Annotated in this window: 10 protein-coding genes and 4 tRNA genes; 6 read left to right on the top strand and 8 right to left on the bottom strand. The window is 72.9% G+C overall.

The window, feature by feature from the left end:
* Positions 1–11 precede the first annotated feature (11 nt).
* Positions 12–1,388, bottom strand: coding sequence for a DUF1996 domain-containing protein (locus BUE48_RS08630; RefSeq protein ID WP_012852089.1), 1,377 nt, complete (start codon positions 1,386–1,388; stop codon positions 12–14).
* A 413-nt stretch (positions 1,389–1,801) separates the two neighbouring features.
* Here BUE48_RS08630 and BUE48_RS08625 point away from each other — a divergent pair, with 413 nt between their 5' ends.
* Positions 1,802–2,392, top strand: coding sequence for a SigE family RNA polymerase sigma factor (locus BUE48_RS08625; protein WP_012852088.1), 591 nt, complete (start codon positions 1,802–1,804; stop codon positions 2,390–2,392).
* Positions 2,392–3,261 carry a hypothetical protein gene (locus tag BUE48_RS08620; RefSeq protein ID WP_286989598.1) on the top strand — a complete coding sequence of 290 codons (870 nt, stop codon included), beginning with the start codon at positions 2,392–2,394 and terminating at the stop codon, positions 3,259–3,261. The genes BUE48_RS08625 and BUE48_RS08620 overlap by 1 nt, the downstream gene beginning before the upstream one ends.
* Before the next feature lie 226 nt (positions 3,262–3,487).
* Here the strand turns inward: BUE48_RS08620 and BUE48_RS08615 are convergent.
* From BUE48_RS08615 to BUE48_RS08600, 4 genes are all read right to left on the bottom strand, one after another.
* Positions 3,488–3,560 (bottom strand) — tRNA-His (locus BUE48_RS08615).
* A 2-nt stretch (positions 3,561–3,562) separates the two neighbouring features.
* Positions 3,563–3,635: transfer RNA gene (locus BUE48_RS08610), tRNA-Arg, on the bottom strand.
* 21 nt (positions 3,636–3,656) lie between these two features.
* Positions 3,657–3,726, bottom strand: a tRNA-Met gene (locus BUE48_RS08605).
* Positions 3,727–3,766: 40 nt separating this feature from the next.
* A tRNA-Ser gene (locus tag BUE48_RS08600) sits at positions 3,767–3,851 on the bottom strand.
* 251 nt (positions 3,852–4,102) lie between these two features.
* Here BUE48_RS08600 and BUE48_RS08595 point away from each other — a divergent pair.
* The 4 genes from BUE48_RS08595 to BUE48_RS08580 all read left to right on the top strand — a co-directional run bounded on the left by BUE48_RS08595 (position 4,103) and on the right by BUE48_RS08580 (position 7,840).
* Positions 4,103–4,729 carry a LysE family translocator gene (locus BUE48_RS08595; protein ID WP_012852086.1) on the top strand — a complete coding sequence of 209 codons (627 nt, stop codon included), beginning with the start codon at positions 4,103–4,105 and terminating at the stop codon, positions 4,727–4,729.
* A 211-nt stretch (positions 4,730–4,940) separates the two neighbouring features.
* On the top strand, positions 4,941–6,569 hold the full coding sequence (locus BUE48_RS08590; protein ID WP_245537012.1) for an AMP-binding protein: 1,629 nt from the start codon (positions 4,941–4,943) through the stop codon (positions 6,567–6,569).
* 31 nt (positions 6,570–6,600) lie between these two features.
* Complete coding sequence (locus tag BUE48_RS08585) at positions 6,601–7,515, top strand: phosphotransferase family protein (RefSeq protein ID WP_286989597.1); 915 nt, start codon at positions 6,601–6,603, stop codon at positions 7,513–7,515.
* 55 nt (positions 7,516–7,570) lie between these two features.
* A complete protein-coding gene (locus BUE48_RS08580; protein ID WP_012852083.1) occupies positions 7,571–7,840 on the top strand; it encodes a TFIIB-type zinc ribbon-containing protein in 270 nt (89 codons plus the stop codon).
* Between the two features lie 68 nt (positions 7,841–7,908).
* Here BUE48_RS08580 and pgm read toward each other — a convergent pair whose 3' ends face one another.
* The 3 genes from pgm to BUE48_RS08565 form a co-directional block, all read right to left on the bottom strand.
* Positions 7,909–9,549 (bottom strand): phosphoglucomutase (alpha-D-glucose-1,6-bisphosphate-dependent), encoded by a 1,641-nt coding sequence (pgm, locus tag BUE48_RS08575; protein ID WP_012852082.1) that lies wholly within the window; start codon positions 9,547–9,549, stop codon positions 7,909–7,911.
* Positions 9,550–9,629: 80 nt separating this feature from the next.
* Positions 9,630–12,191, bottom strand: a complete 2,562-nt coding sequence (locus tag BUE48_RS08570; protein WP_012852081.1) for a polynucleotide kinase-phosphatase — start codon at positions 12,189–12,191, stop codon at positions 9,630–9,632.
* A complete protein-coding gene (locus BUE48_RS08565) occupies positions 12,188–13,612 on the bottom strand; it encodes a 3' terminal RNA ribose 2'-O-methyltransferase Hen1 (RefSeq protein ID WP_286989596.1) in 1,425 nt (474 codons plus the stop codon). The genes BUE48_RS08570 and BUE48_RS08565 overlap by 4 nt, the downstream gene beginning before the upstream one ends.
* Positions 13,613–13,647 lie beyond the last annotated feature (35 nt).

The following is a 13,647-nucleotide window of genomic DNA, read 5'->3' as shown; positions in this document are numbered from 1 at the left end:
CGGGGCCGCCGTCAGCAGCGGCGGCCCCGGTTGATGCAGTTGACCGCAAAGCGCATCAGCCTGGCGGGCATCACGTTGGCGAAGTCGGCGTGGTCGGTGATCGGGGCGTGCAGCTGCTCGGGGAAGCTGTCGAGCGCGAACACCTTGCCGCGCCGGATCTGGGCGCGCCGCACGTTGCCGAAGTTGTAAGTCAACGTGATCCGCAGCTGGGGCACCGCCCGCGTGCCGGCCGGGCAGGCGCCCGAGGCGTCGGGGAAGACGATGTGGGTGCGGTGATTGGCGCTGTCGGTGTTGCGCCCGTCCCAGCAGCTGGGGAAGTCCAAGATCCGCACCAGGCGGCTGCCGCGCGGGCACAAGGGGTATTTGTCGGTCACGATCCGGTCGGTGAAACCGGTGCAGGTCCACTGGGCCCGGGCGTTGGCGGTGCCGTTGGTGGCGGCCTTGGCGTCCCCGGTGATGACGCGCAAGAACCTTGGCATCGCGGTGACCTTGCTGCGCGGGTTGCCGCGGAACTGCAGCGACACCGAAGAGGGCACCACGATCCGGCCGATGTTGCCATCGGCGGCGCTCTGGTCGTTCTGGTTGCGGTCGGCGTCGCTGCGCAGCCGCATCACCGGCCAAAAGTAGGTGGACTTGTCGCCGCGGGCGCAGGTGGTGCCGGCGGCCGCCAGGCTCTCATTGGTGGAGAACCCGTCGGTGGACAGGTTGCCCACATAGTCGTGGGTGTGGTGGGCGCCGTTGACCACCCCGGGCGCGACGATGAAATTGTCGGAGTTGTAGTGGCCGTTGCGGTTGCGTCCGCACCGGGAGGTGAACGTGCCGCGCGAGCCGCCGCGCCTGAAGCGCACCTTGCGGACGTTGCGCGGCACCTTGCGGATGTCGACGAAATCGGACTCCACCGGCCGCAGTTCGGGCCCGCCGGGTCCGGTCTGCGGAGGTGAGGTGCTCGCCTGCGGCGCGGGGGCGGTGGCCTGCGGGGAGGCGGTGCCGGCAAGGGTGCACTCGGCCAGGGCCTCCAGGCCGGCCGGGCGCTGGGCCACCCGGCCGATGGCGATGGCGATCCGCTCGATGGCGGCGGTCCGCTTGGCCTTCAGCGGGCCCAGGATGGCGTTCTGCACGAAGTTCGGGCCGCCCTGACCCTGCGAGGAGGCCAGCCGGGCGTTGGCCTCCCGGATCTGCTTGTCGAGCTGGGCGAGGTTCTGCTCGACCTCGGCCCGCGCCCGCGCGGGGATCTCCGGGAGCCGGTCCGCCACGGAGGGACAGACGATGGTCGGCGCGGCGGCGGCCGCCGCGCTTCCCGGTGGCACCGCCAGGGCCGCCACGAGCAGGCCGGTGCCCGCCACAACGCCGGCGCGCCGGATCCGGTGCATCCGCCGGGGATCTCGCATGCGATGCTCCTCTGTGGTTTTCCGCGGTCGTGAGGAACACCCGGCTCTCTCCCGCAGTACGCGGCGCCGGCGCGGCGGGGTTCAACGGCGCCGCGGAACCGGCCCGGTTTATCTGTCGCTCAGCAGAAGTTCAACGCCGTCTTAAGAGGACCTCCCCGGCCCTTTCCCCGGTCTTACCGTGGGCCGTGGTTGTGACAGGGAGCGCGGCCGGTCCGTGCGGGATACACCCGGCTCTCACTCTTGCCGTACGGACCGGCCCGCCCTCCCGTTCAACCCCGCCCCGGTCCGGACGCCGGCAACCGGTGCGACTTGCCGGACATGCACCGCGTGGCCTGTTACGCTCACGCCAGCAGGTGTAGATCGGTGGCGAAGGCGGTGGCGGTATTGCCGCAGCGAGGCGGAGAGCGCTCGTCTTGACCCCACAGGGTTCCCGGGACGAGACCGCCCGAGTGGAGTTCCATCACTTCTTCCAGCAGCACCACCGTGAGCTCGCCCGGCTGGCCTACCTGCTGCTCGGCGACCCGGACGCCGCCGACGACCTGGCCGCCGACGCGCTGGTGGCCGCCTGGCGCAGATGGGATCAGGTCCGTGACGCCGACCATCCGCTGGCCTATGTGCGACGGATCGTGGTGAACATGTGCAACAGCCGGCTGCGCGACCTGATCCGCGAGCGCGGCAGGCTGTCGGCGCTGGGCTCGGTCTCCTTCGACCGCGGCACCGAGGGGCCGGACGTCCCGGCGGTGCTGGACGTGCGGGACGCGCTGCGGCGGCTGCCCGCCCGCAAACGCGCCTGCCTGGTACTGCGGTACGCCTTCGACCTGTCGGAGCAGGAGACCGCGCGGGTGCTGGGGGTGTCGGTCGGCACGGTCAAAAGCCAGACCTCCAAGGCGGCGGCGGAGCTGGAGCGGCTGCTGCGGCGGGGGTCGGGGTCGGCGGCCAATGTCCTGTCCGGTTACCGTGCCGGTGTCATGCGAGCCCAGGACCGGCCCGGGAGGGGGGCGTGATGCTCGGGCGGCGTGAGCGGCGCACCGAGGAGTCCCTGGCCCGGCTGCGCCGGCGGCTGCGCGCCGAGGCGGAGCGGCACCAGCCCGACACCGAGCGCATCTGGGCCAAGGTGCAGGCCGCCATGGAACAGCCCGCCGACCCGGCCGCAGCGGAGCCGAGGACCGCCGATCCCCACCGGCGTCCCCTCCGGCCGCGCGGCCGCACCGCCCTGCGGGTGGCGGCCGCGGCGCTGTCCACGATCGCGGTGGTGGGGGCCGTCTCGCTGGCGGTCCTGGTGTTCCCCGGCCGAAGCGGCGGCCCGGCGGTGACGACCGGTGATCACCACAGCGGCGATTCCGCCGCTCCCACGCGCCCGCCGGCGTCGCCGAAGCCCGCCCCGGCCTCCCCCGCCCTGCCGCGGACCGGGGAAACGGTGGGCGGTGCGGTCTCCGCCGTCCCGGCCTCCCCGCGCCGGCCCTCCCGCACCCCCGGCAAAAGGCAAGGCGGCGGCGCACCGGTGACCGTGTCCGCCGCCCCCGCCCGCGGCAGCGGCCGGCACTGGGCGCGCAACGAACTGCGGCTGACGGTGCACCGCCCGCTCAGCGCCCTGGCCGTCACCATCCGCATCACCCGAGGCCGGCACACCTTCCCGGGGGACGCTTGGACCTCGCTGCCGGGCTCGGACGTGCACAAGGACATCGACTTCACCCGCGAGGCCCTGGTGTACCGCTTCGTCCTGCGGCCGGGACGGACGGTGGCGCCGGGCGGCTACCTCATCGCGGCCGACTACCGGCCCGGCGGCCGCCACGCCCCGGGCGGGGACGCCTTCACGGTGCAGGCCACGGCGGCGGGCGGCGGCCCGGCCGTCACCATCGACGGGCGTTTCTGACTTCTTCAGGATTTTTTCGGATCGGCGGCAACCTTTCGCGGCCCGGGAGCGACCAGAGGGCATGGGGTGAAAGCCGCACCGGGCAGACTCCGCCACCTTCCCGGTGTCCCCCCGGCCTGTCCGTCCGCGGCCCCTGGGCGGACAGGCCTTCTCCTCCCCCCTTGCCCGCCCCGCCCCCCGGGGGCGGGCAAGGCCCCTTTTCTCTCCGCCGGGGCCGGCAGGCCAGGGCGTTCGCCCGGGATCGAACCGAGGACCTCCAGAGCCACAATCTGGCGTGCAGACCACCACACCACGAACGCCGCGTCTTCGGCAGGATTCGAACCTGCGATCTCCTGGTCCGCACCCAGGCGTGTTATCCCCTACACCACGAAGACTCGTCCATTCGGCCGCCGAAGTGACGGGTGCAGGAATCGAACCTGCCCCAGCGGCTCATGAGACCGCGCGGCACACCAGTGCCCACCCGTCTGAAAGTCCGGAACACCCGTCTGGAAGTCCGGAAAATGCGCGGAGGGTGTGAGGATCGAACTCACGCAGGGGTATCCCTGACGACGGCTTAGCAAGCCGCTGCCTTACCACTCGGCCAACCCTCCAAAGCAGCGACCGCCCTGCCGGACCTGGTCCGCGGGCGGCTCACCTGGGAGGATGCGCGTCACCTCCGGCGGTGGCCCCCTCGGCCGGGCATGCTGCGGACGCTGTGCATTCGATGCCGATGAACGCGCATCATCGCACTTCTCCTTCCGTCCGCGCGCCGGTTCTTCACCGCCGACAACGCCCACTGTGCCGGATCCATTCCCCGGGAGGCAACGCATTTACCGCAAGAGCGGGGCATAGACTCCCCCGCATGGACGCCGCGCAGTTGTTGCTGTTCGCCGGGATCGTGCAGCTGGGGGTGATGTCCCCCGGGCCCGACTTTGCGATCACCGTCCGTAACACGGTGATATCCGGACGGCGGATGGGCATGGTGACCGCGCTGGGCATCGCGACCGGGATCGTGGTGTGGTCGCTGGGCGCGGCGCTGGGGGTGGCGGCGCTGCTGGCCGCCTCGGCGCGGGCCTACCTGGTGGTCAAGCTGATCGGCGCGGCCTACCTGCTGTTCCTGGGAGTGAAGGCGGTGCGGTCGGCGCTGCGCGGGGAGTACACCGCGGCTGTGGGCGGCGGCGGTGAGCGCACCGCGCCGAGGCTGGGGACCGGTTTCCGGCAGGGCCTGTTGTGCAATGTGCTCAACCCCAAGGTGGCGGCCTTCTACATGGCGTTGATCCCGCAGTTCCTGCCGCCCGCGCCGCAAGTGGTCGACGTCCTGGCATTGTCGGCGATCTCGGTGACGCTGACCGGGGTGTGGTTCGTGCTGGTGGCCGCCGTGGTGGGCGCGTTGCGACGGGTGCTGGAGCGCCCGGCGGTCCGCCGGCGCATCGACGCCGTCACCGGATTCGTGCTGATGGGGCTGGGGTTCAAACTGGCGTCCAGCTGAAAATGGGCGCGCCCGCGTCCCAGACCCGCAGCAGTCATCCGTCCGGGGCCGGAACGCCGTTATGGGTGAAGATTGCTCTATCGCCGCAGACGGTCGCAAACAGTGCCGCCGAGTGCTTGAATCTGCGACCATGTGGGATGCGTCACCATCTTCCCGGCCATGGCTGCGGGAGTACCCCTCCGGAATGCCGGCGGAGGTCGACGTTCCCCCCGTGCCCGTCCCCCATCTGCTCGATGAGACGGCGGCGCGGCTGCCCCGGCGCACCGCCTACATCTTCTACGGCCGGCGGCTCGCCTACCGGCAGGTCCGGAACCTGGTCGACCGGTTCGCCGCCGGGCTGCAGACGCTGGGGGTGCGGCCGGGCGACCGGGTGTCTTTGGTGCTGCCCAACTGCCCGCAGATGGCCATCGTGTTCTTTGCGGTGCTGCGGCTGGGGGCGGTGGCGGTGCCGCACAACCCGCTGTACACCGCCGAGGAGATGGGTCGTCAGCTCGCCGACTGCGGCTCCCGGGTGGCCGTGGTCCTGGACCGCTCCTACGCCACGGTGCGTTCGGTCCGCCACAGCGTGCCGCTGGAGCACGTGGTCGTCACCTCCCTGACGGAGTACCTGCCGTGGCCGCAGCGGCTGGCGCTGCGGCTGCCCCTGGCGAGCATGCGGCGCAAACGGGCCGCCCTCACCGCCGAGGTCCCGCCCGACCCGGGCGTGATCGGGTTCGGGGAGCTGTTGCGCCGCAGCCGGCAGCCGGCCCGGCAGACGTGGCTGGTCCCCGACCGGCACCCGGCCGCCATCCAGTACACCGGCGGCACCGAGGGCCGTCCCAAGGGAGTGACGCTCACCCACCGCAACCTGGTCGCCAACGCCTACCAGAAGCAGACCTGGGACTTGGAGAGCCGGGACGGGCGGGAGGTGACGCTGGCGGTCCTGCCGCTGTTCCACTCGTTCGGGATGACCGCCTGCCTGATCGCGCCGGTGGTGCGGGCCGAGACGGTGGTGCTGCTGCCGCGCTACGACGCCGGCCAGGTGATCCGGGCGCTGCGCCGGTACCGGCCGACGATCTTCCCCGGGGTGCCCACGCTGTATGAACAGGTGCTCGACACCCCGGGGGTGGAGCGGCGGGATCTGGCGTCGGTGCGGCTGTGGCTGTCGGGGGCCAGTTCGCTGACCGCCCGGACCATCGAACGTTTCCACCGGATGGGATTGAGAGGGCTGGTCCAGGCCTACGGGCTGACCGAGGCGTCCCCGGCGGTCTCCTCCAACCCCGGTGACGGGCGGGCCCGCAACGAGACGGTGGGGCTGCCGCTGCCGAGCACCGACGTGGTGATCGTGGACGTCGACGACCCCACCCGGGTGCTGCCGCCGGGGCGCCCCGGGGAGGTGGTGGTGCGCGGCCCGCAGGTGTTCGCCGGGTACTGGAACCGGCCGGAGGAGACCGCCCGGGTGCTGTCGAACGGCTGGCTGCGCACCGGCGACATCGGAGTGATGAGCCCCGATGGGTTCCTGACGATCCTGGACCGCAAACAGGACCTGATCAAGGTCAGCGGGTTCAGCGTGTACCCCTCGGAAGTGGAGGAGGTGCTGTACCGGCACCCGGCGGTGATCGAGTGCGCGGTGGTCGGGGTGCCCGATGAGCGGCGCGGCGAGAAGGTGGTGGCCTGCGTGGTGGAGCACCCGGCCTACCCGTTCTCGGCCGACGAGCTGCGGCGGCACTGCGAGAAGTACCTGTCGCACTACAAGGTGCCGGAGGAGTTCCTGCCGCGGTCCGCGCTGCCCCGGTCGGGCATCGGCAAGGTGATGCGCCGGGTGCTGCGCGAAGAATGCCTGCTGGAGGTCACGCATTAGCCGGCCGGCCGCGGCGCGTATGCTTCCGCGCGTGCTGGACTCCGCAACCCCCCTGCTGGCCGAGCTGGTCGCGATCGGCCGGGCCGCGCCCGGCGGCTCGGCGGACGCCGAGCCGGTGACGCTGTATGACCGGCACGGCGTGCTGGTGGTCCGGGTGGGCGATGCGGTGGTCAAGGCCCACCAGGCCGACCGGGACGGCGGGCCGCGCCTGGCCGCGCGGATGGCCGCGGCCGAGCGCCTGCCCCACCTGCTGCTGCCGCCGGCCGGCCCGCCGCGCCGGGTGCACGGACGGGTGGTGACCGTGTGGCCGTACGGGGAGCCGGTGAGCCCGGACGACCCGCCCTGGGAGGAGAGCGGCCGGCTGCTGGCCCGGCTGCACCTGACGGAGCCGCCCGCCACCACCCCGCCGCTGCCGCGCTGGGAGCGGCCGGCCCGCCTGGCCCGGGCGGTGACCGGCCTGGACGGCGGCGGCGCCGCGGAGCGGGTGATCTTGCGGGCCCATGCGAGCCTGCCGGGCTGGGCGCGCGGCGAGGAGACGCCCCCGCCCCCGGAGCGAAGCGCGCTGATCCACGGCGACTGGCATCTGGGGCAGCTGGTGCGGGCCGCCGACGGGCGGTGGCGGCTGATCGACGTGGAGGATCTGAGCATCGGCGACCCGGTCTGGGACCTGGCGCGGCCGGCGGCGCTGGTGTCCGCCGGGGTGCTGCCGGGCGCGGACTGGGCGCGCCTGCTGGCCGGTTACACCGGCGCCGGAGGGCCGGCGATGCCCCCTGATGGGGACCTGTGGCGCGTGCTGGACGTTCCGGCGCGAATTTTGGCGATCCAAATCGCCGCCACCTGCGTCAAATCCGCGCGGGCCGAAGGACGCCCGCTCGACGGGTTCGAAACCGCGCTCGTCGACACCTGTAGCAGGATCTTCGCCACGGGGAGGTCCCCGGGACGGTGATTTGGCCCTATCGTGGTCGCGTTCCGGGCTTCCGGCGAGGGAAGGATGTAAGGCCATGCAGTGCCCCAAGTGCCGCGGCACGATGCGGACGTACGACCGCAACGGAGTGCAGATCGAGCAGTGTGACATGTGCCGGGGGATCTTCCTCGACTACGGCGAGCTGGAGGCTCTGATCCGCATGCAGCAGACCTACATGCAGGCTCCGCCGCCTCCGCCGGCCGCCGCTCCCGCCCCCGGCTGGGGCCAGCCGCAGGTGCATCACCACCACCACGGGACGCCGCACTACCGGCACCGCAGCCTCTTCCACATGCTGTTCTCCACCTGAGCAGGCAGGTGACAGGCGGCGCCCGGCGCGAGGGAACGCGCCGGGCGCCGCCCGCATTCGGGGCGTCCTCAGCCCGCCAGGGTGCGGTTCACCAGCTCGCGGGCCTCGTCCTGAACCAGGGCCAGGTGGTCGGGGCCGCGGAAGGACTCGGCGTAGATCTTGTAGACGTCCTCGGTGCCGGACGGCCGGGCGGCGAACCAGGCGTGCTCGGTGCAGACCTTGACGCCGCCGATCGGGGCGCCGTTGCCGGGCGCCTCGGTCAGCACGGCGGTGATCGGGTCCCCGGCCAGCGTGTCGGCGGTGATCTGCGCCGCCGACAGCTTCTTGAGCACCTCCTTCTGCTCGCGGGTGGCGGGCGCGTCCAGGCGGGCGTAGGCGGGGTCGCCGTGCCGTTCGGTCAGCGCCGCATAGCGGCGGCTGGGCGACTGCCCGGTGACGGCGATGATCTCGGCGGCCAGCAGCGCCAGGATGATGCCGTCCTTGTCGGTGGTCCACACCGTCCCGTCGCGGCGCAGGAAGGAGGCCCCCGCGCTCTCCTCGCCGCCGAAGCCCAGGCTGCCCTCCAGCAGGCCCGGCACGAACCATTTGAAGCCGACCGGCACCTCCAGCAGCGGCCGGCCCAGCGCCGCCGCCACCCGGTCGATCATGCCGCTGCTGACCAGCGTCTTGCCCACCCCGGCCGCCTCCGGCCAGTCCCGCCGGTGGGTGAACAGGTGCTCGATGGCCACGGCCAGGAAGTGGTTGGGGTTCATCAGCCCGCCGTCGGGGGTGACGATGCCGTGCCGGTCGGCGTCGGCGTCGTTGCCGGTGGCCACATCGAAGGCGGTGCGGTTCTCGATCAGCGAGGCCATCGCGTGCGGGGAGGAGCAGTCCATGCGGATCTTGCCGTCCCAGTCCAGCGTCATGAACCGCCAGGTGGGGTCGGTGTGGGGGTTGACGACGGTCAGCTCCAGCCCGTACCGGTCGGCGATCTCCCCCCAGTAGGCGACGGACGCGCCGCCCAGCGGGTCGGCGCCGATGCGCACCCCGGCCGCGCGGATCGCCTCCAGCTCGATGACGTGCGGCAGTTCTTCCACATAGCGGCCCAGGAAGTCGTAGCGGCCGGTGGTCTCGGCCGCCAGCGCCCGCTCATACGGGATGCGCCGGACCTCCTTGAGCCCGCCGGCGATGATCGCGTTGGCCCGGTCCTGGATCCAGGAGGTGGCCTCGGTGCCGGCCGGGCCGCCGCTGGGCGGGTTGTACTTGAAGCCGCCGTCGGAGGGCGGGTTGTGGGAGGGGGTGACCACCACCCCGTCGGCCAGGCCGCTGCGGCGGCCGCGGTTGTGCGCCAAGATGGCGCGTGAGATCGCCGGGGTGGGGGTGTAGCCGCCGCGTTCGTCGATGAGCACCCGCACCCCGTTGGCGGCGAAGACCTCCAGCGCGGTGGCCTGGGCGGGCTGGGAGAGGGCGTGGGTGTCGGCGCCCAGGAACAGCGGCCCGTCCACGCCCTGGGCGGCGCGGTACTCGCAGATGGCCTGGCTGGTGGCCAGGATGTGGTCCTCGTTGAAGGAGGAGTTCAGCGCCGACCCGCGGTGCCCGGAGGTCCCGAAGGACACCCGCTGGGCGGGCTCGCCGGGGTCGGGGTGCAGCGTGTAGTAGGCGGTCACCAGGCGCGCCACGTCCACCAGGTCCTCCGGCCGGGCCGGTCGCCCCGCGCGCTCGTGCACCATGACGATCTCCCTCCCGCGGGACGGCCGATGCCGCCGGCCGGCCCGCAATGTTCCTCACCCCATTCGGGCCCGGCTCCAGGCTAGAGGCGAGGGTCCACCGGCTCTGATTCCAGGGCCAGCACCGCGAAAACCGCCTGGTGGACGCGCCACAGCGGCTCGCCGTCCACCAGGCGCCGCAGGGCCTCTGCGCCGAGGGCGTATTCCCGCATGGCCAGTGACCGCTTGCGGCCCAGGCGGCGGTCGCGCAGCCGTTCCAGATTTTCTTCCGCGGTGTAGTCGGGGCCGTAGATGATCCGCAGGTACTCCCGGCCCCGGCATTTGAGGCCGGGTTGCACCTTGCGGTCGCCGTCCGGTGCGCCGAGCGGCTTGACGACCATGCCCTCGCCGCCGGATTCGGTCAGTTCCCGCCACCAGGCGGTGGCCGCGGCGACCGACTCCGGCGAGTCCAGTTCGACGGTGCGGTGGGCGGTGGCGGTCAGCAGGCCGGTGGGGTCGGCGGCGGCCAGGCGCTCGGCGATCGCCAGGTGCCACAGGTGGTCGCGGGCGGTGGCGTGGACGGCGCCCTCCCCCGCCAGCACCTGGAAGGGCGCCAGTGTCACGCCGTTCAGCCCGTCCACCGGGCGGCAGTAGCGGGCGTAGGCGTCGCGGAACAACTCGGCGGCCTCGGCGCGGCGGCGGGTGCGTTCCCGCAGCCCGGCCACCTCCAGGCCGCGGGCGGCGGCCCGGTCGAGCACGGACAGCGCGGCCGGGAGCGCGGCGCGGGCGGCCGCCCCGGCGGCCGCGTACTGGGTGCGGATCAGTTCTGTGGCCTTGACCGACCAGGGCATCAGCTCGCAGTCCAGCACCAGCCAGGAGGTGTCCAGTTCCCGCCACAGGCCCGCCGCGCCGACCGCCTCGCGCAGCCGGGCCAGCAGTTCCTCGGTGCGGGCGGTCCGGCGGAAGAAGGCCCGGCCGGTGCGGGTGTAGACGGCGCCGCTGGTGCCGTCGGCGACGCCGAAGCGGGCGGCGGCCGTCTCGGCGTCCCGGCAGAGCACGACCACGGCCCGCGAGCCCATGTGCTTTTCTTCGCACACCACCCGTTCCAGTCCGGCCTTGCGGTACTCGGCGAACGCCTCCGCGGGGTGCTCCAGGTGATCCGGCAGCGCCGAGGTCGCCACCGGCGCCATGGTCGGCGGCAGGTACACCAGCCAGCGCGGGTCGATGGCGAACCGGCTCATCACCTCCAGGGCGGCCAGCGCGTTCTCCTCACGCACCGTCACCCGGCCCAGCAGGCGGGTCTGCACCCCGGACAGGTCGCACACGTCCTCGATCTTCAGCACGTCGCTTTCGCGGCGGGCGCCGGCCCGCGGCGCGGCGTCCCCGCCTTCCAGCGGGCGGGCCGGCTCGTACCAGACCCGCCGGGCGGGCGTGGACACCAGCTCCCGCTCCGGGTAGCGCAGCGCGGTGAGCCTGCCGCCGAACACGCAGCCGGTGTCCAGGCAGATGGTGTTGTTGATCCACTCCGGCTCCGGGACGGGGGTGTGGCCGTAGACGACCATGGCCTTGCCGCGGTAGTCGTTCGCCCACGGGTAGCGCACCGGCAGGCCGTACTCGTCGGTCTCGCCGGTGGTCTCCCCGTACAGCGCGAACGCGCGGACCCGGCCGGAGGCGCGGCCGTGGTAGGCCTCCTTGAGCCCGGCGTGGGCGACCACCAGCCGTCCGCCGTCCAGGACGTAGTGGCTGATCAGGCCGTCCATGAACGCCAGCGCCCGGTCGCGGAAGTCCTCCGGTTCGGCCTGCAGCTGCCGCAGGGATTCGGCCAGCCCGTGAGCGACCTTGACGCGGCGGCCCTTGAGCGCCCGCACCAGCTTGTCCTCGTGGTTGCCGGCCACGCACAGCGCGGTGCCGGCGGCGACCATGCCCATCACCAGCCGCAGCACCCCGGGGGTGTCGGGGCCGCGGTCGACCAGGTCGCCGACGAACACGGCGGTGCGCCCGGCCGGGTGGCGGGCGCCGCAGGCGCGGCCGGATGCATCCCGCTGGATCTCATATCCCAGCTCGGTGAGCAGGTCCTCCAGTTCGGCGCGGCAGCCGTGGACGTCGCCGACGATGTCGAAGGGGCCGGTCAGCTCGCGTTTGTCGCTCCAGGCCTTCTCGTAGGCGATGGTGACCGCGTCGATCTCCGCCACGCCCTTGAGCACATGGCAGTGGCGGAACTCCCGGCGCAGGCCGCCCATGCCTTCTTTGAGCTCCCGCATCTGGCGGGCCACCACGCGGTCGGGCAGGTCGCGGTCGGTGCGGGCGGCGTTGCGTTCCCGCGCCACCCGCTCGGGCACGTCCAGCACGATCGCCACCGGCAGCACGTCGTGCTCCTTGGCGATCTGGACGAGCCGCCGGCGGGCGTGCGGCTGGACGTTGGTGGCGTCCACCACGGTCAGCAGGCCCCGCCGCAGCCGTTTGTGCACGATGTAGTGCAGCAGGTCGAAGGCGTCGGCGGTGGCCGACTGGTCGTTTTCATCGTCACTGACCACCGCGCGGCAGTGGTCGGAGGAGACGATCTGGGTGGGTTTGAAGTGCCTGCGGGCGAAGTGCGACTTGCCCGAGCCGGACACCCCGACCAGCACCACCAGGGCCATCTCCGGGATCGTGATCCGGCGGGTCAACGGGTGAACACCCCCATCTGGGTCGGCGGGCCGAGCTCGAGGTCGTCCTCGCCCACCGGCAGGAAGCGGACGCGGTAGCCGTAGGCGTCGGCGACCCGGTGCGCCCAGGCGCGGAACTCCTTGCGGGTCCATTCGAAGCGGTGGTCCGGGTGGCGCATGGCGCCCGGCGCCAGGCCCTCGTAGCGGACGTTGTATTCGGCGTTGGGGGTGGTCACCACGATCAGCCGGGGCGCGGCGTCACCGAAGACCACCCGTTCCACGGCGGGCAGCCGGGGCGGGTCGATGTGCTCGATGACCTCCATCAGCACGGCCGCGTCGTGGCCGCCGAACCGCCCGTCGGCGTAGGTGAGGGCGCCTTGGAAGACCTCCCAGCGGCGCTCGCGGCCCACCGCCGCCCGCTCGGCGTTGCGGCGGGCCATGGCGAGTGCGCGGTGGGAGACGTCGACGCCGGTCACGCGGGTGAAGAACGGGTCGGCCAGCAGGCGGGTCAGCAGCCTGCCCGCCCCGCAGCCCAGGTCGATGACACGGGGCGCGTCGTGGTCGCGCAGCACCTGCAGCACGGCGCGGATGCGCTGTTCGGCCAGCGGCGCCGCGGCGGGGAGGCCGCCGTCCTCTTCGCAGGCGGCCGGCGGGGCCTGCGGTTCCTCGTCGATGGGGTCGCGGTCGAGGGCGTCTTCCGGGGCGTCATCGGCCTGGGCCAGCCGGCCCAGGGCGCTGCGCACCAGGCCGCGCCGGTTGGCCAGGTAGCGGCGGACGATGAGGGCCCGCTCCGGGTGGGAGGCCAGCCAGCCCTCCCCCGCCCGGATCAGTTTGTCCACCTCCTCGGGCGCCACCCAGTAGTGCTTGGCCTGGTCGAGCACCGGCAGCAGCACATACAGCTGGTTGAGGGCGTCGGCCAGGCGCAGTGTGCCGCGCAGGGTCAGCGTCAGGTACGGGGAGTCGCCCCATTCGGGGAAGGCCGGGTCCAGCGGCACCGGGGTCGCCTCGACCCGCCAGCCCAGCGGTTCGAGCAGCCGCCCGGCCAGGCCGGGGCCGCCGCGGCAGGGCAGCGCGGGCAGGGTGATCTCCAGCGGGATCGCCGTGGCGGCCAGCTGGGGGCGGGCGTCGCAGCGGCCGCGCAGCGCGGTGCGGAAGACCGCGGCCATGGCCGTGGCCAGCAGGGAGGAGGCCGCATACGGGCGGTCGTTGACGTACTGGCCGAGGGAGAAGTCGGGGGCGTCCTTGCCCTTGGTGCGTGCCAGCCTGATCGGATCGACCTCCAGCAGCAGCGCGGCGGTGCAGCGTTCGCAGGTCGCCTCGGGGTAGAACACGTGGGCCGTGCCGAACGCCTGGTCGAAGGTCTGCACCTTGTCGGGATGCTTGTGCAGCAGGAATCCCAGATCGGTCGCCGGGGTGGCCGTGGTGGTGATCGTCAGCAGCACGGGTTTCAGTCTTCCGGACCGAAACCGCCCGCGAC

This window comes from Thermomonospora sp. CIF 1 (assembly GCF_001896795.1).
GTDB classification, from domain to species: domain Bacteria; phylum Actinomycetota; class Actinomycetes; order Streptosporangiales; family Streptosporangiaceae; genus Thermomonospora; species Thermomonospora curvata.
Note: the sequence above shows the minus strand (reverse complement) of the source record. Positions and strands in the feature narration are given on the sequence as shown.

Bases quoted from the DNA above. Each gene is read 5' to 3' on its own strand.
- BUE48_RS08630 (WP_012852089.1), bottom strand. From the start codon at position 1,388: ATGCGAGATCCCCGGCGGATGCACCGGATCCGGCGCGCCGGCGTTGTG.
- BUE48_RS08620 (WP_286989598.1), top strand. From the start codon at position 2,392: ATGCTCGGGCGGCGTGAGCGGCGCACCGAGGAGTCCCTGGCCCGGCTG.
- BUE48_RS08595 (WP_012852086.1), top strand. From the start codon at position 4,103: ATGGACGCCGCGCAGTTGTTGCTGTTCGCCGGGATCGTGCAGCTGGGG.
- BUE48_RS08580 (WP_012852083.1), top strand. From the start codon at position 7,571: ATGCAGTGCCCCAAGTGCCGCGGCACGATGCGGACGTACGACCGCAAC.
- pgm (WP_012852082.1), bottom strand. From the start codon at position 9,549: ATGGTGCACGAGCGCGCGGGGCGACCGGCCCGGCCGGAGGACCTGGTG.